The following is a 21,358-nucleotide window of genomic DNA, read 5'->3' on the forward strand; positions in this document are numbered from 1 at the left end:
GACTCGGCGCGGCGTGGCCCCTGTGGAACCGGGTGCACCGATCGTCTAGGGTGAAAACGACACTATGTGAGCTGTGACACGGACGTCCGGTGCCTCCGGGGGTCCGTGCGCGGTGTGCCACGAGAAGGGAAGACCACATGGCTTCGGAGACCACACCTGTCGAGACCAAGACCTTTGCCCCGAGCCCCGAGTTCGCGGCCCAGGCCAATGCCACCGCGGAGCTGTACCGGCAGGCGGAGGAGGAGGGTGTCGACTTCTGGGGCCGCCAGGCACGGGAGCTGCTGAGCTGGAACAAGGAGTTCACCGAGGTCCTCGACTGGACCAACCCCCCGTTCGCGAAGTGGTTCCAGGACGGCACCCTCAACGCGTGCTACAACGCCGTGGACCGCCACGTGGAGGCCGGCAACGGGGACCGGGTGGCCATCCACTTCGAGGGCGAGCCCGGCGACAGCCGCAGCTACACCTACGCCCAGCTCAAGGACGAGGTGTCGAAGGCCGCCAACGCCATGGAGAGCCTCGGCGTGACCAAGGGCGACCGCGTGGCCCTCTACCTGCCGATGATCGCCGAGGCCGTCATCGCGATGCTGGCCTGCGCCCGCATCGGCGCGATCCACTCCGTGGTCTTCGGCGGGTTCTCCGCGGACGCGCTGCTGTCCCGCGTCGAGGACGGCGAGGCGAAGCTCGTGGTCACCGCGGACGGGACCTTCCGCCGCGGCAAGCCCTCCATGCTCAAGCCGGCCGTGGACGACGCCCTGTCCCGCGGCGGCTCCACCGTGGAGCACGTGCTCGTGGTCCGCCGCAACGAGGCCGACATCGAGATGACCGAGGGCCGGGACGTGTGGTGGCACGAGGCCGTCGAGGCCGCCTCCACGGAGCACACCCCCTCCGAGCAGGGCGCCGAGGACCCGCTGTTCGTCCTCTACACCTCGGGCACCACGGGCAAGCCCAAGGGCATCATGCACACCACGGGCGGCTACCTCACCCAGGGCGCGTTCACCCACAAGTACGTGTTCGACCTCAAGCCGGAGACGGACGTCTACTGGTGCACCGCCGACGTCGGGTGGGTCACCGGGCACTCCTACGTCGCCTACGCGCCCCTGGTCAACGGCTCCACCCAGGTGATCTACGAGGGCACCCCGGACTCCCCGCACCGCGGGCGCTTCTGGGAGATCGTGCAGAAGTACAAGGTGTCCATCATGTACACCTCCCCCACCGCGATCCGCACCATGATGAAGTGGGGCGAGGAGATCCCGGCGGAGTACGACCTCTCGTCCCTTCGGGTGCTCGGCACCGTGGGCGAGGCCATCAACCCCGAGGCGTGGACCTGGTTCCACCGGGTCATCGGCGGCGGCCGCTGCCCGATCGTCGACACGTGGTGGCAGACCGAGACCGGCGCCATCATGATCTCCCAGCTGCCGGGCGTGACGGTCGCCAAGCCGGGCTCCGCCCAGGTGCCGATGCCCGGCATCAAGGTCGACGTCGTGGACGACAACGGGCAGCCCGTGCCGAACGAGACCTCCGGGTTCCTCGTGCTGCGCGAGCCGTGGCCCGCGATGCTGCGCACCATCTGGGGCGACGACGACCGCTACGTGGACACCTACTGGTCGCGCTTCGGCGAGATGTACTTCGCCGGTGACGGCGCCAAGCGCGACGCCGACGGGGACGTGTGGATCCTCGGCCGTGTGGACGACGTCATGAACGTCTCCGGCCACCGCCTCTCCACCCCGGAGATCGAGTCCGCCCTGGTCTCCCACCCGTCCGTGGCGGAGGCCGCGGTGGTGGGCGCGACGGACGAGACCACCGGCCAGGCCGTGATCGCGTTCGTGATCCTCTCCGACCAGGCCGCGGCCGAGGACCGGGACAAGGCCGAGCTGTCCGAGGAGATGCGCGCCCACGTGGGCAAGGAGATCTCCCCGATCGCCAAGCCCAAGAAGGTGCTCATCGTCCCGGAGCTGCCCAAGACCCGGTCCGGGAAGATCATGCGCCGGCTGCTCAAGGACGTGGCCGAGGAGCGCGAGGTCGGCGACGTCTCGACCCTCGCGGACCAGACCGTGATGCAGCAGATCGTGGACTCGCTCGCCCGGTAGTCCCGCGCGCCCCGCTCCGCAGCGCCCCCTCGCCCCTGCCGCGCGAGGGGGCGCTGCGGCGTCCGGGGGCCGGCCCGGTGCCCGGATGAGAGGATGCGGGCATGACCACCACGCGCAGACCGATCTACGTCCTCAACGGCCCCAACCTCAACCTGCTCGGGGTCCGGCGCCCGGAGGTGTACGGCACCACGACGCTCGCGGACATCGAGGAGGCCGTGCGCGCCCGGGCCGCCGCGGGCGGCCGGGACGTGGCGTTCCACCAGTCCAACCACGAGGGCGTCCTGGTGGACCTGATCCAGGAGGCCCGGACCGAGGGTGCGGCGATCATCATCAACCCGGCGGCGTTCACCCACTACTCGATCGCGATCCACGACGCGCTCGAGGCCGCGGAGCTGCCGGTGGTGGAGGTGCACCTGTCCAACGTGCACCGGCGCGAGCCGTTCCGGCACACCTCCTACGTGTCGCTGCAGGCGGACGCGGTGATCGCCGGGGCGGGCGCCCTCGGCTACGAGCTGGCGGTCGAGCACCTGCTGCGGACCCTGGAGGGCTAGGGCCTCAGGCCGCGCAGGCCCCGGAGTCCACGGCCCGGGTGCTGCCGCCGGTGGCGTCGAGCGCCCCGCGCAGCTCGTCCAGGGTCAGGGCGTAGCCGACCTGCCCCTCGAGGGCCTTGGCGAAGACGACGCCGACGACCGTGCCGTCCTGCGCCACGAGCGGGCCGCCGGAGTTGCCCTGCTGGACCTGCCCGGCCAGCTGGATGATCTCCATGGTCCCGCCGGTCCCCTGCACGGGGGCGAGCGCCGTGCCCTGCACGGTGGCTGGCCCGGCCTCGAACGGCCCGCCCAGCGGGTAGCCCATGAAGGCGACCACGTCCCCGGACGCGGGGTCCTCCCCGAGCGCCAGGGCGCGCAGCGGCAGGGACGGCGCGGAGAGGACGGCCAGGTCGGTGGCCGGGTCGAAGTGGACCACGTCGGCGGAGTGCACCTGGCCGTCCCGGGTCTGCACCACCGGTTCGTCCACCCCGGCCACCACGTGGGCGTTGGTCACCACCTGCCCGGCGGCGGTCACGAAGCCCGAGCCCGTCTGGTTCTGCCGGCACTCGACCGCCATGCCGTAGACCTGCACCACGGACTGCCCGGCCTCCTGGAAGGCGGGCGTGCTGACGCTCTCGTCGGGGGCCTCCTCGGCGGGGAACAGCAGGGCGTCCAGCTGCCGGATGCCGGTGGCCCCGCCCACGGCGTTGCGCGCCTCGGTCACCGCCTCGCGCACGGGCCCGGGGGTGTTCTCGTCGATCGTGCGCAGCACGGTGGAGGACGCCACCTGCTGGGACAGGGTCGGGACGCCGAGCTGGCCGACGAGCGAGCCGAGCAGCGAGAGCACGAGCGCGGCGACGGCGACGTCCAGGGCCGCCCCGGCGATCCGGTTGAGCGCGCCCAGGCGCATCCGCTCGGTCACGGCGGACAGGGCGCGGCCCAGCACCCCGCCCAGCATCTGGCCCACCACCAGGAGGACGATCACGGTGACGAGCACGGCGCCCACCCGGTACTGCGGATCCACCTGCGCGCTGACCCACGGGGCGGCCGAGAACGCCGCCACGCCGCCGAGCACGAGCCCGGCCAGGGAGAACAGGGAGTTGAAGAAGCCGCGGCTGAACCCGTAGAAGAGGTAGCCCAGCAGCACCACGGCCAGCAGGACGTCGAGCAGGTTGAAGGACGGGGACATCGGGTTCCTCTGCGAGTTCTGTGGGGCCGGCGGCCGGGGAGCGAGCCACCAGCATAGGGAGCCCGGCTGTGAGATGCGTGAGGCGTTCCTGTCGCCGCACCCGGCCCGCCACGCCCGTCCTTGGGAATCGCGCGCCGGAGACACTACAGTGAACGTCAGGTACGTTAGGTCGCTCACACACTGGTGCGGGCGACTCCCGCTGACATCGGCCGCCGCGGGCCACGGCCCGGCGGCGGCACTTCTTGAGGAGAACCATGGATATCGACGTCCTCCGCCGCGCTCCCCTGTTCGCGTCCCTGGACGACCAGGCGTTCGCCGCCCTCACCGAGGAGCTCACCGAGGTCGACCTCTCGCGCGGCTCCACGCTGTTCCACGAGGGCGACCCGGGCGACCAGCTCTACTTCATCATCTCGGGGAAGATCAAGCTCGGCCGCACCGCCCCGGACGGCCGCGAGAGCCTCGTGGCGATCATGGGCCCGGGCGAGCTGTTCGGCGAGATGGCCCTGTTCGACCCCAGCCCGCGGTCCACGTCCGCGACCGCTGTGTCCGAGACGCGCCTGGCCGGGCTCAAGCATGAGAACCTCAAGAAGGTCATCGAGCGCTCCCCCGACGTCTCGGCGCAGCTGCTGCAGGCCCTGGCCCGCCGGCTGCGGCGCACCAACGAGAGCCTCGCCGACCTGGTCTTCTCCGACGTGCCCGGCCGCGTGGCCAAGGCGCTGCTGGACCTGGCCGACCGGTTCGGCCGGCCCGCCACGGACGGCATCCTCGTGGCGCACGAGCTGACCCAGGAGGAGCTGGCGCAGCTCGTCGGCGCGTCCCGCGAGACGGTGAACAAGGCGCTGGCGGAGTTCGTCCAGCGCGGCTGGATCCGGCTCGAGGCGCGCGCCGTGGTGATCCTCGACCTGCAGCGGCTCAAGCAGCGCAGCCGCTGAGCCCCGCCCCACGGCAGCGGCCCGGTCGCCCTCGCGGGTGACCGGGCCGCTGCCGTGCCCGGTCACGGCGGGCGGGCCGGGACGGCCGGGGCGAGGCCTCAGGAGAGGTCGAGGCGCAGCACGGGCCGGCCCTCGTGCACCTCGAGCACCGGGTTGCGGGCCACCACGGCCCGCTTCTTGGCGAGGAAGGCGATCGCCGACGAGCACTCGGCGACGGACTCGAGCATGCACTGGACGCCCGGCGAGGAGAGGTCGTCGATCGTGCGGCCCACGGTGTCCTGCCGCCCCACGAGGTCCCCGAGCCAGCTGCCCTGCGGGTCGGCCACGGCCTGGGCGGCGTCCACCCACCGGCCCCAGACGCCCTTGGACTCCAGCACGGACGGGGCCTGCCCGTCGGGGACCACCGCGGTGAAGTAGTGGATGTCGTAGCGGCGATGGGCGAAGTCGGAGGTGACCCAGTGCGCGAGGGGCTTGAGCAGGTCGGAGCGCAGCACCAGGCGGCGCCGTCCCAGCACCTGGGCGAGGGACACGTCCCCCACCGCGAGCGCCTCCCGGGAGCGCATCCACTCGGCGCCCTCCACCGACTCGACGGTGCTCATCGAGTCCGCCCCCGCGAGCAGCACGCCGGCCTCCTCGAAGGCCTTGCGGACCGCGGCGACCACCGCGCGCCGGGCCCGGCCGAGGTCGCCCTCCATGCCGAGCTTGCGCGCCCAGTCCGAGGGGCTGGGGCCCGCCCAGTCGAGGGGGTCGTCGTCGTGGGACTCGAGGGTGCCGCCGGGGAAGCCCACGGTGCCGAGCGGGGAGTTGCCCGGCCGGTAGGTGAGGTAGGTCTCCACGCCGTGGTCGCCGTCCCGCACGAACACCACGGCGGCGGCCGGCGAGGGGGCGCTGCCCGGGATGCCGGCGCCGCGCTCGAGCCACGCCTGTGCGGCCTCGCGCTGGCCCTCCGGGATCTCGAACCAGCGCACCACGGGCAGGCGCCCCGTCCGCGGGGACGGGACCGGCGGCTCAGCGGAACTCGGCAACGAGCTCCACCTCGACCGGCGCGTCGAGCGGCAGCACCGCCACGCCCACCGCGGAGCGGGCGTGCACGCCCGCGTCGCCGAAGATCCGGCCCAGCAGCTCCGAGGCGCCGTTGATCACGCCGGGCTGGCCGGTGAAGCCGGGGTCGGAGGCGACGAAGCCGACGACCTTGACGACCCGGACCACCCGGTCCAGGTCCCCGACGGCCTCCTTGACCGCGGCCACGGCGTTGAGGGCGGCGCGGGCCGCGAGCTCGTGGGCGTCCTCGGGGGAGACGGTGCCCGCCGCCCCGGACGCGGACACCTTGCCGGTGGCGGGCAGCTGCCCGTCCACGAAGGGCAGCTGGCCCGAGGTGTGCACCCACGAGCCAGTGACCACGGCGGGCACGTAGGCGGCCACGGGGGCCGCGACCGCCGGGAGCTCGAGGCCGAGCTCGGCGATGCGGGTTTCGACGGCGGAGCCGTTGCGCATGGAAGTCCTCCGGGGTTCTCGGGGTCGGCGGCGTCCGGCCGTCAGCCCTTGGGGCGCTTGAAGTAGGCGATGGGGTTGGTCTGGACGGGCGCGTTCACGTTGCCCGCCGGGACGTCGGCGGGGGTGGAGCCGGGCAGCACGGTGACGAGCTCCCACCCGTCGTCGCCCCAGTTGTCGAGGATCTGCTTGGTGGCGTGGATCATGAGCGGCACGGTGGCGTATTCCCAGGTAGTCATGGCCCCAGCGTAGCCACGAACGCCCGGACGCGCTCCGCCGTGACGGGCGGCACACAGACCGCGGCCGGGTTCGCGCTTGTAGACTGTCCGAATGGCTTCCCGCAAGTACCCTGCCGCGCAGGCACCGTCGGCCCTGGGCAACGTCGTGGCGTTCATCGCCACGAGCATCGTCGCCGGCATCGTGGCCGCCGGTCTCCTGGTCCCCCCCGCAGCCGCCACGGGCCTCGCCGCGAACGCCTCCATCGGGTGGTTCAAGGACCTCCCGGCCCAGATGGAGGCGGGGCCGATGTCGCGCGCCTCCACCGTGGTGTCCCGGGACGGGACGGAGATCGCCACGTTCTACGCGCAGAACCGCACCCCCGTGAGCCTGGACGAGATCTCCCCGCACATGGAGGCCGCGATCCTCGCCATCGAGGACCGCGACTTCTACGAGCACGGCGGCGTGGACCTCGGCGGCATCCTGCGGGCCCTGGGCAACAACATCATCCGCCCGGACGCCCGCCAGGGCGCGTCGACCATCACGCAGCAGTACGTGAACAACCTGCTCATCGACTCCCAGGTGCGGGCCGGCGAGGAGGCCACGACCATCGGCGCCGACAAGGGGTACACGGACAAGATCAAGGAGATCAAGCTCGCCCTGTCCATGGAGCAGGAGCTGAGCAAGGACCAGATCCTCGAGGGCTACCTCAACATGGTGCTCTTCGGCGGGCAGAACTACGGCGTGGAGGCGGCCGCCCAGTACTACTGGGGCATCCCCGCGTCCGAGCTGAGCATCGCCCAGTCCGCCGTGCTGGCCGGGATGGTGCAGTCCCCCAACTACTACGACCCCGCCGCGAACCCGGAGGCCGCCACGGAGCGGCGCAACATCGTGCTGGACACGATGCTCACCACCGGTGCGATCACCCCGGAGGAGCACGCGGCCGCGGCCGCCGAGCCGATCGAGGTGGACCTCAACCCCACGAACTCCGGGTGCACGGCCGCCGAGATCGCCCCCTACTTCTGCGACTACGTGGAGAACTCCATCCTCCAGGACTCGGCGTTCGGCGAGACCCCCGAGGAGCGGCTCAAGACGCTGCAGCTGGGCGGGCTCACCATCACCACCACGCTCGACATCGAGGCCCAGCGCGCGGCCCAGGAGTCGGTCAACGAGACCCAGCCCCGGGACGACAACCCGGACAACGTCTCCACCGCGCTCGTCTCCCTCGAGCCCTCCAACGGGGACATCGTGGCGATGGCGCAGAACACCTACTACTCCACGGCGGAGGGCGACTCCAACACCACGTACAACTTCAACGTGGACTCGTGGATGGGCGGGGCCGGCGGCTTCCAGGTCGGCTCGACCTACAAGCCGCTGACCTACGCCGCCTGGATCGATGCCGGCAACGGCGCCGAGGACGAGATCGACGCCACCCGGACCAAGTGGCCCGCCGACTACCGGTGGGACGCGTCCTGCCTGGAGCGCGGCTACAAGATCGAGCCCGGCAACAACGGCGAGGGCTTCGAGATCCAGAACGCGGAGCCCGGCTACACCCGGGAGATGGAGGCCGACTTCGGCCTGTACAACTCGATCAACACCGCGATCTACGCGATGGCGGAGGACCTCGACCTGTGCGACATCGGCGAGATCTCCGAGTCGCTGGGCATCGTCAACGGCAAGAACGGCGAGCCCGTGGACACCACGGTCCTGGCGTCCCTGCTGGGCGGTTCCGTGGACATCTCCCCGATGACCATGGCCCGGGCCTACTCCGCGTTCGCCAACCGCGGCGAGATGTGCGAACCACGCGCCCTCGAGCGGGTCGTGGACTACACGGGCAAGGAGTACGACATCCCCGAGACGTCCTGCGAGCGCGTCATCAGCGAGGACGTGGCCGACGGCGTGAACTATGCGCTCAACCAGACCCTGATCCGCGGCTCGGGCTGGCAGCGGGAGATCGGCCTGCCGGGCGCCTCCGCGGCCAAGACGGGCACCACGGACAACTCGACCCAGACCTGGATGGTGGGCTACACCCAGGGCCTGGCCACCGCGTCGTGGGTCGGCAACTACGAGTTCGGCTCCCGGTCCCTGAACGGGCTGTCCATCGGCGGCGAGCGCACCGAGGGCGACGACTGGGTGGACGGCTCCACCTACGCCGGCGGCCAGTGGCAGCGGTTCATGCGCGAGGTGGCGCGGGACTACGACACGGACGAGTTCGAGGAGCCCGACGACGACGTGCTCGAGGGCCGCAACGGCACCTCGGAGCCCGGCTGATCCCGGCACCGTCGATGGATCCCGTACACACCCCCCGGAGCACGCTCGCGCCCGCCCTGCGGACCGCCGCCGCGGTGACGGCCGCCGGTGCCGTCACCGCGGCGGGCCTCGGCGCGTGGGGCGTCGCCGTCGAGCGCCGCCGCTTCCAGCTGCGCACGGAGCGGCTCCGGCTGCTGCCCGCGGGCAGCGCGCCGCTGCGGATCCTGCACCTGTCGGACCTGCACGTCTGGCCGGGCCAGCGCGCGGTGCGCCGGTTCGTGCACTCGCTCGCGGACCTGGAGCCGGACCTCGTGGTGGACACCGGGGACAACCTCTCCCACCCCGGGGCCCTGCCGTGGCTGCTGGACGTCCTCGAGCCGCTGTTCCGCTTCCCCGGGGCCTACGTCCCGGGGTCCAACTGCTACTTCGCGCCGCGGCCCAAGAACCCGTTCCGCTACCTGTGGCGCGACACCTCCGGGGAGGGGCGGGACGAGGCGCCCCGGCTGCCCACCCAGGACATGCACGACGCGTTCGACGCCGCCGGCTGGACGCCGCTGATCAACCGCGCCGCGCGGATGGAGGTCGCGGGCCTGACCCTGGACCTCTCCGGGGTGGACGACCCGCACCTGGGCTACGACCGGCACCCCGGCTTCGGGGACCCCGCGACGGCGGACCTGCGCCTCGGGGTGGCCCACGCCCCCTACCTGCGGACCCTGGACCGCTTCGCGGCGGACGGCGCGCAGCTGGTGCTGGCGGGGCACACGCACGGCGGGCAGGTCTGTCTGCCGGGCGGACGGGCGCTGGTCAGCAACTGCGACCTCGAGCCGGAGCGCTGCAAGGGGCTCATCACCCAGGGCGGGGTGCCGGTCAACGTCTCGGCGGGCCTGGGCACGTCCCGCTTCGCCCCGATCCGGCTGTTCTGCCCGCCGGAGGCCGTGCTGCTGACGCTCACGGACTGAGCGGGCCCCCGGTCTCCGCGCGCGCCGCGGCCCCGGGGCCGCGGCGCGGCTCCAGGGCGTCGAGCACGGCGGGCAGGCGGGTGACGCCGTCGGAGCCGCAGAAGTGCCCGGCCCCGGGCACCACCTGCACAGGGGCGCCGAGGCGCTCCGCGAGCGCCTCGGTGGCCGCCGGCGGCACGGTCGGGTCGTCGTCGGAGCGCAGCACCAGCCGGCGCCGGGCGTGCGCGCGCACCGCGGAGACGCCCACGTCCTCGGCGAGGAACCCGTCCAGAAGCGGCACGGACCCGAGCGGTCCCGTGAAGCCGGCGACGAGCACCAGCCCGCCCAGCTCCCAGGGCCGGGGCAGGCCGGCGAGGTGGCGCAGGAGGGTGACGCAGCCGAGACTGTGACCGACCAGGTGGGTGTGCCGGTCCGGCTCCCCCACCGCCCGCGCCACGGCGGCCAGCCACGCCCCGGCCTCCGGGAAGGACGGCTCCGGGAGCTCCACGACGTCCGTCCGCACGCCCTCGGCGGTCAGCCGGTCGCGCAGCCACGGGAACCAGTGCTGGTCGGGGGCGGCGTCGTAGCCGTGCACCACCACGACCCTCCGGACGTCCGGCGCCGGGCGGTTCACCCGGAGATCTCGGGGACCGCCACGATGATCCGGTGGTTGGTCTCGTCGCACAGGTACATCTCGACCGTCCCCTCGGGGACGGGCCCGCCCTCGGGCCACTGGTCTTCGGGGATCTGGCGCAGGGGTCCGCCGCAGGAGGGGCAGATGGGGTCCATGGTGGTCTCCTCCGGGAGTCGGTTCCAGGGCGCTCCGGCCCGTGGCCCGAGCTTCCCCCATATCGGCGCCGCCCACAATCCCCCCGCCCCGGTTCCGGGGCGGGCGACGTGGTCGCGGGCGGGAGCCGCGCGACCCTGTGGTCCTACCATAAGATGTGGCACGGACCACACCGGCCGCCCCGACTCCCCGTCAGGAGACCCCATGATCGCCCCGAGCACCCGCCGCTCCCCCGGCCCCGTGTCCGGCCCCGCCCCCGTCCCCGCGGAGCTGCTGGAGGAGCTCCGGAGCAGCTGCGGCCGCGACGCGGTGGTGACCTCGCAGCTCGAGCACCGCGCCCTGGCCCACGACGCCTCGCACTACCTGCTCCAGCCCGCCGCCGTGGTGCGCCCGCGCTCGGCCGCGGACATGGGCGGGCTCTTCCGCACGGCGGCCCGCCACGGCCTGGGCCTGACCTTCCGCTCCGGCGGGACCTCGCTGTCCGGGCAGTCCGTGACGGACCAGGTGCTGGTCGACGTCCGCCGGAACTTCCGGGAGATCGAGGTGCTGGACGGCGGCCGGCGGGTCCGCGTCCAGCCGGGGGCCACGGTCCGGCAGGTCAACGCCCGGCTGGCCTCGCACGGGCGCCGGCTGGGGCCGGACCCGGCGAGCGAGGCGGCGTGCACGATCGGCGGCGTGGTGGCCAACAACTCCTCGGGCATGGCGTGCGGGACCGAGACGAACACGTACCGCACGCTCGAGTCCATGGTGTTCGTCCTGCCCTCCGGGACCCGGGTGGACACCGCGGACCCGGACGCCGACCGGCGGCTGCGGGAGCTCGAGCCCGGCCTGCACGAGGGCCTGCTGCGGCTGCGGGACCGGGTGCGCGGCAACCCCGGGTCGGTGCGCACGGTCCAGCGGCAGTTCTCGATGAAGAACACCATGGGCTACGGCCTCAACTCCTTCCTGGACCACGACGAGCCGGCGCGGATCCTCGAGCACCTGATGGTCGGCAGCGAGGGCACCCTGGGCTTCGTGGCCGAGGCCGTCTTCCGCACGGTGGAGATCCTGCCGTTCGCCGCCACCGGGCTGCTGGTGTTCCCGGACCTCGCCGCGGCCACCCGGACCGTCCCCGCGCTGGTGGCGGCCCGCTCCGCCACGGTCGAGCTGCTCGACGCCACGTCCCTGAAGGTCTCCCAGCGCACGGGCCTGGCCCCGGCGCAGATCCTCGACGTGGACGTCCAGGACCACGCGGCGCTGCTCGTCGAGTACCAGGGCCGCACGCGGGAGGAGGCGCAGGAGCTCTCCGCGGGCGCCGCGCAGCTGTTCCGCACCCTGGACCTCGCGGCGCCGCCCGCCCTGACGGACGACCGGTCCGCGCGCGCCGCGCTGTGGACCGTGCGCAAGGGCCTCTACACCACGGTGGCGGGGGCCCGGCCGAGCGGGTCGAACGCACTGCTCGAGGACGTCGTCGTCCCCGTCGCGGAGCTCGGCGAGACGTGCGAGCAGCTCACGGAGCTCTTCGACGCCCACGGCTACCGGGACTCCGTGATCTTCGGGCACGCCAAGGACGGCAACGTGCACTTCATGCTCAACGAGCAGTTCGACCGCCCGGACCTGCTGGCCCGCTACGAGCGCTTCACCGAGGACATGGTGGCCCTGGTCCTCGACCACCACGGCTCGCTCAAGGCCGAGCACGGCACGGGGCGCAACATGGCGCCGTTCGTGCGCCGGCAGTACGGGGACGAGCTCTACGACGTCATGGTGGAGCTCAAGCGGCTCGTGGACCCGGGCGCACTGCTGAACCCGGGCGTGCTGCTCAACGAGGACCCCACCGTCTACGTGCGGGACCTCAAGACCGCCCCCACGGTGGAGCAGGAGGTGGACCGGTGCGTGGAGTGCGGCTACTGCGAGCCGGTCTGCCCCTCGAAGGACCTCACCCTCACGCCGCGGCAGCGCATCGTGGGCCGCCGGGAGATCGCGGCGGCCGAGGAGCGCGGGGACGCCGAGCTCGCCGCCCGGCTGCGCGCCGAGTACGACTACGAGGGCCTGCAGACGTGCGCGGTGGACGGGATGTGCGTGACGGCCTGCCCCGTGCTGATCAACACGGGGGACCTCGTGCGCCGGCTGCGCGCCGAGGACCACAGCCGGGTCGCGGACGCCGGCTGGGGCGCGGCGGCGAGGGCGTGGGGGGCGACGACGACGGGGGCGGGCCTCGGCCTGACCGCCGCCAAGGCCCTGCCCACGGTGCTGCCGGCCGCCGCGACCGCCGCGGCCCGGGCCGTGCTGGGCGCCGAGCACGTGCCGCAGTACCAGGACGCGCTGCCCGCCGGCGGCCCGCCCCGGCCGCGGCGGCAGGACCCGGCCGCGGAGGCCGTGTTCTTCCCGGCGTGCATCAACGCGATGTTCGGCACGGCCGCCCGGTCCGGGGACGGCGAGGCCCTGACCGCCTCCCAGGCGTTCCTCGCCCTGTGCGACCGCGCGGGGGTGCACGTGACGGTCCCCGAGGGCATCGGGAGCCTGTGCTGCGGGACGCCGTGGAAGTCCAAGGGCCTGCCCACGGGGTACGCCACGATGTCGGAGCGGACGCTGGCGGGCCTGTGGGCCGCGACCCGCCAGGGCGAGCTGCCGGTCGTCTGCGACGCCGCGTCCTGCACCGAGGGCCTGGAGACCATGGCCGAGCTGGCGGCGGCGCCCAGCGAGTACCACGCGCTGCGGTTCGTGGACGCGGTGGAGTTCGTGGCGGACCGGGTGCTGGGGCGGCTGACCGTGAGCCGGCCGATCGGGTCGATGGCCCTGCACCCCACGTGCTCGAGCGTGCACCTGGGCGCCACCGGGGCCTTCGAGACCCTGGCCCGGGCGATCAGCGGCGACGTGGTCGTGCCGGCGGACTGGGGCTGCTGCGGCTACGCCGGGGACCGCGGCATGCTGCACCCCGAGCTCACGGCCTCGGCCACCGCCGCGGAGGCCCGTGAGGTGACCGGGCGCCGCTTCGACGCCTACGCGTCGCTCAACCGCACGTGCGAGCAGGGCCTGACGGAGGCCACCGGGCACCCGTACCGGCACGTGCTCGAGCACCTGGAGGAGGCGACCCGCTGACCGCTCCCTTCGATAGGTTGGACACAACCTAGTTGTGCCCAACTGAAAGCTGTGCCACCATGAGGGCATGGACGCAGACCTCCGGCTCGACGCGCAGCTGTGCTTCGCGCTTTACGCCGCCTCCCGCGCCACGACCGCGGCCTACCGCGAGCCGCTGGCGGAGCTCGGCCTCACCTATCCGCAGTACCTCGCGCTGCTCGCGCTGTGGGAGGAGGACGGCCAGACCGTCTCGGCGCTCGGCTCCCGCCTGCGCCTGGACAGCGGCACCCTCTCCCCGCTGCTGAAGCGGATGGAGACCGGCGGCCTGCTCGAGCGCCGCCGGAGCCACGACGACGAACGGCGGGTCACCGTCCACCTCACCCCGGCCGGCCACCGGCTGCGCGAGCGCGCCCCGGCCGTGCAGCGGCGGGTCCTGGAGGCCTCGGGGCTGACCGCCGCCGAGATGGCTGCGCTGCGCGATCTGGCCCGCAGGATCGGCGCCCCCGCCGACGAGGACAGCACGACCACCGACAACACCGACACCCGGGAGTGACCAGCATGGACACCGTCTACACCGCCGAGGCCCTCGCCACCGGCTCCGGCCGCAACGGCCGCACCCGCACCACCGACGGCCGGATCGACCTGGGCCTGGCCGTCCCGCAGGAGATGGGCGGCTCCGGGGACGGCGCGAACCCCGAGCAGCTCTTCGCCGCCGGCTACGCCGCCTGCTTCCACTCCGCCCTGCAGATGGTGGCCCGGCAGGAGAAGGTCCGGCTCGGCGACTCCAGCGTCGGCGCCCGCGTGGGCATCGGCGGCAATGGTCAGGGCGGCTTCGGCCTCGAGGTCACCCTGGAGGTCGTGCTCCCCGACCTCGACCAGGACACCGCGCAGTCGCTGGCCGACAAGGCCCACCAGGTGTGCCCGTACTCCAACGCCACGCGCGGCAACGTCGACGTCCGCGTGACCGTCGCCGAGGACTGATCCCCCGCCCCCGCCCTCCCCGCACCCCTCGTCCCCTCAGGAGAACCGATGACCCCGCCCACCAGCACCCGCCAGGTCGTGCTCGCCTCCCGCCCCGACGGCGCCCCCGTGCCCGAGAACTTCCGGCTCGAGGAGGTCGCGCTGCCCGAGCCCGGCCCCGGGCAGGTCGTCGTCGCCAACCGCTGGATGTCCGTGGACCCGTACATGCGCGGCCGGATGAACGACGTGAAGTCCTACGTCCCGCCGTTCCAGGTGGACCGCCCGCTCGACGGCGGCGCCGTGGGCGAGGTCGTCGCCTCGTCCGCCCCCGAGCTGCCCGTGGGCGCCACGGTGCTGCACGGGGCCGGGTGGCGCGAGCACGCGCTGCTCGACGCCGGCTCCGCCACCGTGGTGGACCCCGCGCTGGCCCCCGGCTCCGCCTACCTCGGGGTGCTCGGCATGCCGGGGCTCACGGCGTACGCCGGGCTCATGGCCGCCGCGCGGTTCCGGCCCGGGGACACGGTGTTCGTCTCCGGCGCCGCCGGGGCCGTCGGCTCGCTGGTCGGCCAGATCGCACGGCTCAGCGGGGCCGAGCGCGTGGTGGGCAGCGCCGGCTCCCCGGAGAAGGTCGCCCGCCTGCTGGAGCTCGGCTTCGACGCCGCCTTCGACTACCACGACGGCCCGGTCCTCCCCCAGCTGCGGCGCGCGGCGCCGGAGGGCATCGACGTGTACTTCGACAACGTGGGCGGCGAGCACCTGGAGGCCGCGATCTCCGCCCTGAACACCCACGGCCGGGTGTGCCTGTGCGGGGCGATCTCGCAGTACAACGCGACCGAGCCCCCGGCCGCGCCGCGCAACCTGGCGCTGGCGATCGGCAAGCAGCTGAGCCTGCAGGGCTTCCTGGTGAGCGGTCACCAGGACCTGGGCCCGGAGTTCCGCGAGAGGATGACCGGCTGGCTGGCCGCCGGCGAGATCGTCTGGGACGAGACCGTCCGCGAGGGCCTCGACGACGCCCCGCAGGCGTTCATCGACCTGCTCGCCGGCGCCAACACCGGGAAGATGGTGGTCCGGCTCTGAGGCCGGCGCCGGCTCAGCCGTTCCGGACGAGCCGGCCCAGGGGGCTGTTCTCGAAGTCGTCCAGCAGGGCCTGCGGGTCCGCGTAGACGGCCACGGCCCCGGCCTCGCGCAGCTCCGTCTCGCTGATCCCGCCGCTCGTCAGGCACACGGCGTCGAGGCCGAGCTGCCACGCGGACTCGACGTCCCAGCGGGCGTCCCCCACCACGATCGCGTCCTCGGGGCGCAGGTCCCCCGCCTCCAGCGCCGCGGCGAAGATGTCGGGGGCGGGCTTGCTGTGCTCGGCATCGGTGGCGGTGGTGACCGCCGCGAGCAGGTCGTCGGAGCCGAGGGCCTCCCGCATGGCGGCGACCTCGGTGACGTTCGACGACGACGCCAGCACCACCACGAGGCCGGCGTCGGCGCAGCGGCGCAGCAGCTCCGCGGCGCCCCGGGTGGGCTTGAGCCCCGGCCAGTGCACGGAGAACAGGGCCCCGTGGGCGGCGCCGATGGCGTCGTCCTCGTCCCGGTCCCGGTCCGCGGGCAGCAGCTCGTCGATCAGCTGCTCCGAGCCCATGCCGATGAGCCGGTGGATGCGGTGCATGGGGACGTCGTGGCCGGCCTGGTTGAAGGCGTGCCACCAGGCGACGGTGTGCAGGTAGCTCGAGTCGATGAGGGTGCCGTCGACGTCGAACAGGACGCCGCGCCGTGCCGGCGCGGAGGGGTCGGGGGTCCGGGGAGCAGTCATGGCCCCACCCTTCCACCCGCCGGGCGGGTGATCAATCGGTCGCGAGGCCCCGGCGGCGGCGCACGAGGAGGACCGCCAGCGCACCGAGCAGTCCGACGGCGAGCAGGCCGGCGACCGCCGGGCCGAGCGCTCCCCCGCCCAGCGCGTCGGTGTCCGCCGCGTCGTCCCCGGTGCCGGCCGCGGCCCCGTCGCCCGCCTCCTCCGTGCTGTCCGCGCCGGCGGCCGGGGTCTCCTCCGCGCCGGTGTCCCCGGTCAGCTCGGCGAGACCCAGGGTGTGGACCATGCCGTCCTGGCCGGGCACCAGGAGCACGTCGTCGACGACGATGGGCCCGGCGGGGGCCAGCGGCTCGTCGGAGAGCTGCCGGCTGCCCGCGAGCGCCCCCGTGCCGGTGTCGACGGCGCCGATCTCCCCCTGGGTGGTCGTGTACACCACGTGCCCGTCGACCACCACGGGCGGCGCCTTGACGGGCCCGGAGTCGTGGGACCACCGCTCCTCGCCCGTCTCGAGGTCCAGGGCGTAGAGCTTCTGGGTGGTGGGGCTGCCCACGTACACCACGCCGTCCGCGACCACCGGAGCCCCGGACTTGTTGTTCGGCACGAACGGGCCGTCGCCCAGGTGCACCTCCCAGAGCACCTCGCCGGTGTCGGCGGAGAGCCCGTGGGCCCAGTGCTCGAGCTGCTGCGCCGGCACGATGTCCCGGTGGGAGGTCGTGACCACGACGCCCTCGGAGACCGCGGGCGGGACGTCGTCGAGGCCCGACTGCACGTCCGGCATCGCGGTGGCCCAGGTCAGCTCCCGGGCGTCCATGTCGTAGCCGATCACCTTCGGCCCGCCGTCGAACGCCCCGGCGTAGAGCATGCCCTCGGCGGCGGCCGGGGCGGACATGCTCATGACCGCCCCGACGTCCACCCGCTCGAGCCCCTCCCCCGTCGCGGCGTCGAGCACGTGCAGGTGCCGGTCCCCGGTCGCGGCGTGGATCCGGCCGTCGTGCAGCACGGGGGTCGGCATGACGTGGCCGTCCACGGGATACGCCCACTTCTGCTCGCCCGTCCCGGCGTCCAGCGCGAGCACCCCACCGGGACCGTCCCCGCGCAGCCCGTCCCCGCGCTCCTGGCCGCGGTCCCCGTAGCCGACGTAGACGGTGCCCTCGGAGACGAGCATCTCGGAGTGGATCCAGTTCGGGGCCTGGGCCTGCCAGAGCTGGTCACCGGTCGCGAGGTCGAAGGCGTGCAGGGTGCCGCTGCCGTGGGTGCCCACGTAGAGCCGGTCCCCCACGACCACGGGCGTGGCACGGACCTCGTCGGGCAGCTCGAAGCCGTCCTCGGCGGGGACCGCCGAGCCGTCGGTCTCGATCACGGGGTTCTTCTCGGGGGTGAGCCGGTACTGCGTCCACTCCTGCGGGGAGTCCACCGGGGTCTCGGCCGCAGCGGCGGGGCCGGTGCCCAGCAGGAGGGCGCAGGTCAGCACGGCACAGGTGTTCCGGAGGGGAGTCATCCCTCCAGTGTGGAACGCCGGCCTCCCTCGACGACAGCGAAGTTGCGGAGGAAAACCACGGCGCGGGCCGGTCTCACTGCTCGTCCGGCACCGTGGCGGCGCTGTGCGGGCCGTCGCCCTGGTCCACGGTCGCGGGACCGAGCGGGAGCTGGGCCTCCCGCTCGGTCCCGTCCGCGCCGGTGAGGTCTCCGGTGGAGGCGGCGAAGCGCGTGATCACGGCGGCCGCCGCGTCGGTCATCTCGTCGAGTCCCCGGACGTCGACGTTGGCCAGGTCGTCGCACGCGCCGTGGTAGCAGAAGTCGTAGGCGACCCCGGCCCGGCCGCCGAACAGGGCGGCCTGCTCCGCGGTCTTGATCCCCTCGGCGCCGGTGAAGAGCCCGCCGGAGGGAACGCCCTCGGCGATGAACGGCCCGTAGTCGCTGCGGCCGCTGAACTCGGTCTCGCCCGAGGCCAGGCCCACGGAGCCGAAGTGCTCGTGGAAGGCCGCCTCGATCGCGGCCGAGCCCTCCGGGGCCGTCACCGGCCCCTCGGGGCCCTGCACGGGCGGGAACGCGGAGTGGTCGCCGTCGTAGACGAAGCGCCCGTAGTTCGGGGAGCCGATCATGTCGAAGTTCAGGTACAGCGCGATGCTCTCCAGCGCGGCGGGATCGTTCGCCTTGAGGTCCGCGACGTAGTGCTCGGAGCCGCGCAGGCCGAACTCCTCCGCGCCCCACCAGGCGAAGCGCACGCGGTTCGCGGTCGCCGTGTCCGCGAGCGCCTCCGCGACGGCCAGGATCCCCGCGGAGCCCGAGCCGTTGTCGTTGATCCCCGCGCCCTCGGGCACGCTGTCCAGGTGGGCGCCGACCATCACCGTGTTCCCGGGGTCGCCAGTGCTCGTCTCGGCGAGGACGTTGAAGGTCCGGCGGTTCTCGGAGACCGTCTGCGCCGTCACGGTCACCTCGGCCCCGCCCAGCAGGGCGGTCCCGGCGGCATGGCTGAGCCCGACCACCGGCAGGGTCGCGGCGCCGGGCTCGCCCAGCGTGCCAGCGACCACGCCCTCCTCCCCGGGCAGGCCCGTGTTGAAGATCAGCACCGCGGAGGCCCCGGCCGCCTGCGCGTTGGCGGCCTTCACGCCGAAGGTGCACGTGCCGCGCTGGAGCAGCGCGATGCTCCCCGCGGTGAAGCCGGCGAAGTCCTCGGCCTCGCAGCCGCTGGTGCTCGCCTCCCGGGCGCCGGTGGTGTCCACGGCCTGCACCGGGGCGGTCACCGTGCCGGAGCCGGAGTAGACCATCACGGCCGCCTCCTCGGCGGTCAGGGTCCGCGGGACACCGCCCGGCCCGGGCACGGCGACGGTCGTCGGGACGACCTCCTGGAAGAAGGGGAAGTCGAAGCCCTGCACCCGCGGCGCGTAGCCGGCGGCCCGCAGCCGGCCGACCACGTAGTCCACGCTGCCCCGGTAGCCGGGCGTGCCCGAGGCCCGGTTGCCGCTGTTGGCGTAAGCGACGGCCTGGAGCACCTCGAGGTGCTCCAGCACCTGCTCCGGCGGCACGTCCACGGCGGTCCCGGCGGCCGTGCCGGCGTCGTCGTCCGGTGCCGGGGGCGCCGCGACGGCGCTCGGCACCGCGAAGGCCAGGGTGCCGGCCAGGGCAGCGGCCACGGTCCAACGGCGGGGTGTGCGGTGCGGCATGGGTCCTCCCGGGGCCGGGGGCCGATCGGGGGCTCGACCGTGTCCGTCATCGGCTCCGCCGGACGGGTGGAGCGTTGCGCACAGGATCTCAGCTCCAGGTCAGAGGCACAATGGCCGGACCGCTTTTGGGAAAGGGAACGGCCCCGCCCCGGTCCTGGAGCACCGGGGCGGGGCCGTCAGGCGGTGGCCTCGTCGCAGCCGGGGACCCGGAGCGGGCCTGCCGCACGGAGGTTTCTTCGCTGCGATCTCCTCACTGCGCCTGCCGCTCCTCGGCGGCGTTGCTCGGGCCGTGGCCCTGGTCCACCGTGGCGGCCGGGATCGGTCCCACGGCGGTGCGCAGCCGCTGCCCCTCCTCCTCGAGGTCCAGGGCGGAGTCGGCGAAGCGCCGGACCACGGCGGAGGCGGCCGCGGTCATCTCGTCCAGCGTCCGGAGGTCGATGTTGCTGAGGTCGTCGCACGCCGCGTGGTAGCAGAAGTCGTAGCCGATGCCGGCCCGGCCGCCGAACAGGGCGGCCTGCTCCACGGTCTTGATCCCCTCGGCGCCGGTGAAGAGCCCGCCGGAGGGCACGCCGACCTCGATGAAGGGCCCGTAGTCGCTGCGGCCGCTGAACTCGGTCTCGCCCGAGGCGAGCCCCACGGAGCCGAAGTGCTCGTGGAAGGCCGCCTCGATCGCGGCGGATCCCGCCGGGGCGGGCACCGAGCCGTCCTCCGGGCCGAACGCCGAGGCGTCGCCGTCGTAGACGAAGCGGCCGTGGTTCGGGGAGCCGATCATGTCGAAGTTCAGGTACAGGGCCACCTTCTCCAGCGTCGCGGCGTCGTTGGCCTTGAGGTCCGTGACGTAGTGCCGGGAGCCGAGCAGGCCGAGCTCTTCGGCACCCCACCAGGCGAAGCGCACGGCGTTGGCGGTCTCCGTGCCCGCGAGCGCCTCGGCGACGGCCAGGATCCCCGCGGACCCGGAGGCGTTGTCGTTGATCCCCGGTCCCTCCGGGACGCTGTCCAGGTGGGCGCCCACCATGACCGTGCGCTCCGGGTTCCCCGCGCTCGTCTCGGCGAGGACGTTGAAGGTCTCCCGGCTCTCGGAGACGGTCTGGGTGCTCACCGTCACCTCGACCCCGCCGAGCAGCGCCCTGCCGGCGGCGTGGCTGAGGCCGACCACGGGGATCGTCGCCGCCCCCGGTGCGCCGAGGGTCCCGGTGACCACGCCCTCCTCCCCGGGCAGACCCGTGTTGAAGATCAGCACCGCGGAAGCACCGGCGGCCGCCGCGTGGGCAGCCTTCGTCCCGAAGGCGCACGTGCCCCGCTGGAGCAGCGCGATGTTCCCCGGCACGAAGTCGGCGAAGTCCCCGGCCTCACACCCGCTGGTGCTCGCGGCAGGCTCTCCGGCGGTCCCCACGGCCTGCACCGTGGCGGTCACGGTGCCGGAGCCGGAGTAGGTCATGACCGCGACGTCCTCCGCAGGCAGCTGCCGGCCGCCCGCGCTGACCGTGGCCGGGCCGGTCGCCTGGAAGAAGGGGAAGTCGAAGCTCTGCACCCGCGGGGCGTAGCCGGCGGCCCGCAGCCGGCCGACCACGTAGTCCACGCTGCCCCGGTAGCCGGGCGTGCCCGAGGCCCGGTTGCCGTTGTTGGCGTTGGCGATGGCCTGGAACACCTCGAGGTGCTCCAGCACCTTGTCGGAGGGCACCTCTGCCGCGGTCACCGGGACCACTCCGCGGCGGTCGGTTCTGCGGCGGCGGCCACGTCGTCGTTCGTCGGGGCGCCGGCGATCGGGAGTCCGGCGCGCTCGGCGCCGGTGCTGAACGGCGTGCGGGCCGCTGCGGCGGCCACGCTCCGGTGGTGATGGGTGCGGTGGCGCATGGGATCTCCCTCGGCAGGGGCCGATCGGGGGCTCGACCCGGACGGCGGCTTCATCGAGCTGATGGAGCGATGTGCACAGAATCCCAGCTGCCGGTCGGCGGCACA

At 73.7% G+C, this 21,358-nt stretch carries 20 protein-coding genes; 9 read left to right on the plus strand and 11 right to left on the minus strand.

The annotated features are described in order from the left end of the window. Positions 1–137 precede the first annotated feature (137 nt). Positions 138–2,087, plus strand: a complete 1,950-nt coding sequence (gene acs / locus RCG67_RS03515; RefSeq protein ID WP_368824848.1) for an acetate--CoA ligase — start codon at positions 138–140, stop codon at positions 2,085–2,087. A gap of 101 nt (positions 2,088–2,188) precedes the next feature. Beyond that, positions 2,189–2,638, plus strand: coding sequence for a type II 3-dehydroquinate dehydratase (aroQ, locus tag RCG67_RS03520; RefSeq protein WP_368824849.1), 450 nt, complete (start codon positions 2,189–2,191; stop codon positions 2,636–2,638). A 4-nt stretch (positions 2,639–2,642) separates the two neighbouring features. Here aroQ and RCG67_RS03525 read toward each other — a convergent pair whose 3' ends face one another. Then, positions 2,643–3,806, minus strand: a complete 1,164-nt coding sequence (locus RCG67_RS03525) for a MarP family serine protease (RefSeq protein WP_368824850.1) — start codon at positions 3,804–3,806, stop codon at positions 2,643–2,645. 254 nt (positions 3,807–4,060) lie between these two features. Between RCG67_RS03525 and RCG67_RS03530 the strand changes: the two genes are divergently transcribed. Continuing rightward, a complete protein-coding gene (locus RCG67_RS03530) occupies positions 4,061–4,738 on the plus strand; it encodes a Crp/Fnr family transcriptional regulator (RefSeq protein ID WP_017832519.1) in 678 nt (225 codons plus the stop codon). A 98-nt stretch (positions 4,739–4,836) separates the two neighbouring features. On the opposite strand, the gene RCG67_RS03535 is transcribed toward RCG67_RS03530, so the two are convergent. From RCG67_RS03535 to RCG67_RS03545, 3 genes are read right to left on the minus strand one after another with little or no spacing between them, the layout of a single operon-like run. Further along, a complete protein-coding gene (locus RCG67_RS03535) occupies positions 4,837–5,763 on the minus strand; it encodes an NUDIX hydrolase (protein WP_368824851.1) in 927 nt (308 codons plus the stop codon). Then, positions 5,747–6,232: a RidA family protein gene (locus RCG67_RS03540; RefSeq protein ID WP_058872394.1), complete on the minus strand. Its 486-nt coding sequence runs from the start codon at positions 6,230–6,232 to the stop codon at positions 5,747–5,749. The genes RCG67_RS03535 and RCG67_RS03540 overlap by 17 nt, the downstream gene beginning before the upstream one ends. Before the next feature lie 41 nt (positions 6,233–6,273). Next, positions 6,274–6,468 carry a DUF4177 domain-containing protein gene (locus tag RCG67_RS03545; protein ID WP_031282517.1) on the minus strand — a complete coding sequence of 65 codons (195 nt, stop codon included), beginning with the start codon at positions 6,466–6,468 and terminating at the stop codon, positions 6,274–6,276. Positions 6,469–6,559: 91 nt separating this feature from the next. Between RCG67_RS03545 and RCG67_RS03550 the strand changes: the two genes are divergently transcribed. Beyond that, entirely contained in the window at positions 6,560–8,716 is a 2,157-nt protein-coding gene (locus RCG67_RS03550; RefSeq protein ID WP_368824852.1) for a transglycosylase domain-containing protein, read from the plus strand. A 14-nt stretch (positions 8,717–8,730) separates the two neighbouring features. Then, positions 8,731–9,654, plus strand: a complete 924-nt coding sequence (locus RCG67_RS03555; protein ID WP_368824853.1) for a metallophosphoesterase — start codon at positions 8,731–8,733, stop codon at positions 9,652–9,654. Here RCG67_RS03555 and RCG67_RS03560 read toward each other — a convergent pair. Then, positions 9,644–10,267 carry an RBBP9/YdeN family alpha/beta hydrolase gene (locus RCG67_RS03560; protein ID WP_368824854.1) on the minus strand — a complete coding sequence of 208 codons (624 nt, stop codon included), beginning with the start codon at positions 10,265–10,267 and terminating at the stop codon, positions 9,644–9,646. The genes RCG67_RS03555 and RCG67_RS03560 overlap by 11 nt on opposite strands. Further along, the gene (locus RCG67_RS03565; RefSeq protein ID WP_197412603.1) at positions 10,264–10,422 is read right to left on the minus strand and encodes a hypothetical protein; all 159 of its coding nucleotides are present in this window, start codon (positions 10,420–10,422) and stop codon (positions 10,264–10,266) included. Before RCG67_RS03565 ends, RCG67_RS03560 begins: the two co-directional genes overlap by 4 nt. Positions 10,423–10,624: 202 nt before the next feature. On the opposite strand from RCG67_RS03565, the gene RCG67_RS03570 reads away from it, so the two are divergent. From RCG67_RS03570 to RCG67_RS03585, 4 genes are all read left to right on the plus strand, one after another. After that, the gene (locus RCG67_RS03570) at positions 10,625–13,498 is read left to right on the plus strand and encodes an FAD-binding and (Fe-S)-binding domain-containing protein (protein ID WP_368824855.1); all 2,874 of its coding nucleotides are present in this window, start codon (positions 10,625–10,627) and stop codon (positions 13,496–13,498) included. Between the two features lie 67 nt (positions 13,499–13,565). Further along, complete coding sequence (locus tag RCG67_RS03575; RefSeq protein ID WP_368824856.1) at positions 13,566–14,030, plus strand: MarR family winged helix-turn-helix transcriptional regulator; 465 nt, start codon at positions 13,566–13,568, stop codon at positions 14,028–14,030. Positions 14,031–14,035: 5 nt separating this feature from the next. Continuing rightward, positions 14,036–14,458: an organic hydroperoxide resistance protein gene (locus tag RCG67_RS03580; RefSeq protein ID WP_368824857.1), complete on the plus strand. Its 423-nt coding sequence runs from the start codon at positions 14,036–14,038 to the stop codon at positions 14,456–14,458. 48 nt (positions 14,459–14,506) lie between these two features. Next, complete coding sequence (locus RCG67_RS03585; RefSeq protein ID WP_368824858.1) at positions 14,507–15,514, plus strand: NADP-dependent oxidoreductase; 1,008 nt, start codon at positions 14,507–14,509, stop codon at positions 15,512–15,514. A 13-nt stretch (positions 15,515–15,527) separates the two neighbouring features. Here the strand turns inward: RCG67_RS03585 and RCG67_RS03590 are convergent, their stop codons facing one another. From RCG67_RS03590 to RCG67_RS03610, 5 genes are all read right to left on the minus strand, one after another. Then, entirely contained in the window at positions 15,528–16,238 is a 711-nt protein-coding gene (locus RCG67_RS03590; protein ID WP_368824859.1) for an HAD family hydrolase, read from the minus strand. A gap of 31 nt (positions 16,239–16,269) precedes the next feature. Continuing rightward, positions 16,270–17,733 carry an outer membrane protein assembly factor BamB family protein gene (locus RCG67_RS03595; RefSeq protein ID WP_368824860.1) on the minus strand — a complete coding sequence of 488 codons (1,464 nt, stop codon included), beginning with the start codon at positions 17,731–17,733 and terminating at the stop codon, positions 16,270–16,272. A gap of 73 nt (positions 17,734–17,806) precedes the next feature. Beyond that, positions 17,807–19,399, minus strand: coding sequence for a M28 family peptidase (locus tag RCG67_RS03600; RefSeq protein WP_368824861.1), 1,593 nt, complete (start codon positions 19,397–19,399; stop codon positions 17,807–17,809). 250 nt (positions 19,400–19,649) lie between these two features. Next, positions 19,650–21,095 carry a M28 family peptidase gene (locus RCG67_RS03605; protein WP_368824862.1) on the minus strand — a complete coding sequence of 482 codons (1,446 nt, stop codon included), beginning with the start codon at positions 21,093–21,095 and terminating at the stop codon, positions 19,650–19,652. Next, positions 21,092–21,253, minus strand: a complete 162-nt coding sequence (locus tag RCG67_RS03610) for a hypothetical protein (RefSeq protein WP_368824863.1) — start codon at positions 21,251–21,253, stop codon at positions 21,092–21,094. The genes RCG67_RS03605 and RCG67_RS03610 overlap by 4 nt, the downstream gene beginning before the upstream one ends. Positions 21,254–21,358: the final 105 nt, after the last annotated feature.

The sequence above is a fragment of the Kocuria cellulosilytica genome (genome assembly GCF_040981245.1).
Lineage (GTDB): Bacteria > Actinomycetota > Actinomycetes > Actinomycetales > Micrococcaceae > Kocuria > Kocuria cellulosilytica.

Bases quoted from the DNA above. Each gene is read 5' to 3' on its own strand.
- acs (WP_368824848.1), top strand. From the start codon at position 138: ATGGCTTCGGAGACCACACCTGTCGAGACCAAGACCTTTGCCCCGAGC.
- aroQ (WP_368824849.1), top strand. From the start codon at position 2,189: ATGACCACCACGCGCAGACCGATCTACGTCCTCAACGGCCCCAACCTC.
- RCG67_RS03525 (WP_368824850.1), bottom strand. From the start codon at position 3,806: ATGTCCCCGTCCTTCAACCTGCTCGACGTCCTGCTGGCCGTGGTGCTG.
- RCG67_RS03530 (WP_017832519.1), top strand. From the start codon at position 4,061: ATGGATATCGACGTCCTCCGCCGCGCTCCCCTGTTCGCGTCCCTGGAC.
- RCG67_RS03540 (WP_058872394.1), bottom strand. From the start codon at position 6,232: ATGCGCAACGGCTCCGCCGTCGAAACCCGCATCGCCGAGCTCGGCCTC.
- RCG67_RS03545 (WP_031282517.1), bottom strand. From the start codon at position 6,468: ATGACTACCTGGGAATACGCCACCGTGCCGCTCATGATCCACGCCACC.
- RCG67_RS03550 (WP_368824852.1), top strand. From the start codon at position 6,560: ATGGCTTCCCGCAAGTACCCTGCCGCGCAGGCACCGTCGGCCCTGGGC.
- RCG67_RS03555 (WP_368824853.1), top strand. From the start codon at position 8,731: ATGGATCCCGTACACACCCCCCGGAGCACGCTCGCGCCCGCCCTGCGG.
- RCG67_RS03565 (WP_197412603.1), bottom strand. From the start codon at position 10,422: ATGGACCCCATCTGCCCCTCCTGCGGCGGACCCCTGCGCCAGATCCCC.
- RCG67_RS03570 (WP_368824855.1), top strand. From the start codon at position 10,625: ATGATCGCCCCGAGCACCCGCCGCTCCCCCGGCCCCGTGTCCGGCCCC.
- RCG67_RS03575 (WP_368824856.1), top strand. From the start codon at position 13,566: ATGGACGCAGACCTCCGGCTCGACGCGCAGCTGTGCTTCGCGCTTTAC.
- RCG67_RS03580 (WP_368824857.1), top strand. From the start codon at position 14,036: ATGGACACCGTCTACACCGCCGAGGCCCTCGCCACCGGCTCCGGCCGC.
- RCG67_RS03585 (WP_368824858.1), top strand. From the start codon at position 14,507: ATGACCCCGCCCACCAGCACCCGCCAGGTCGTGCTCGCCTCCCGCCCC.
- RCG67_RS03590 (WP_368824859.1), bottom strand. From the start codon at position 16,238: ATGACTGCTCCCCGGACCCCCGACCCCTCCGCGCCGGCACGGCGCGGC.
- RCG67_RS03595 (WP_368824860.1), bottom strand. From the start codon at position 17,733: ATGACTCCCCTCCGGAACACCTGTGCCGTGCTGACCTGCGCCCTCCTG.
- RCG67_RS03600 (WP_368824861.1), bottom strand. From the start codon at position 19,399: ATGCCGCACCGCACACCCCGCCGTTGGACCGTGGCCGCTGCCCTGGCC.
- RCG67_RS03610 (WP_368824863.1), bottom strand. From the start codon at position 21,253: ATGCGCCACCGCACCCATCACCACCGGAGCGTGGCCGCCGCAGCGGCC.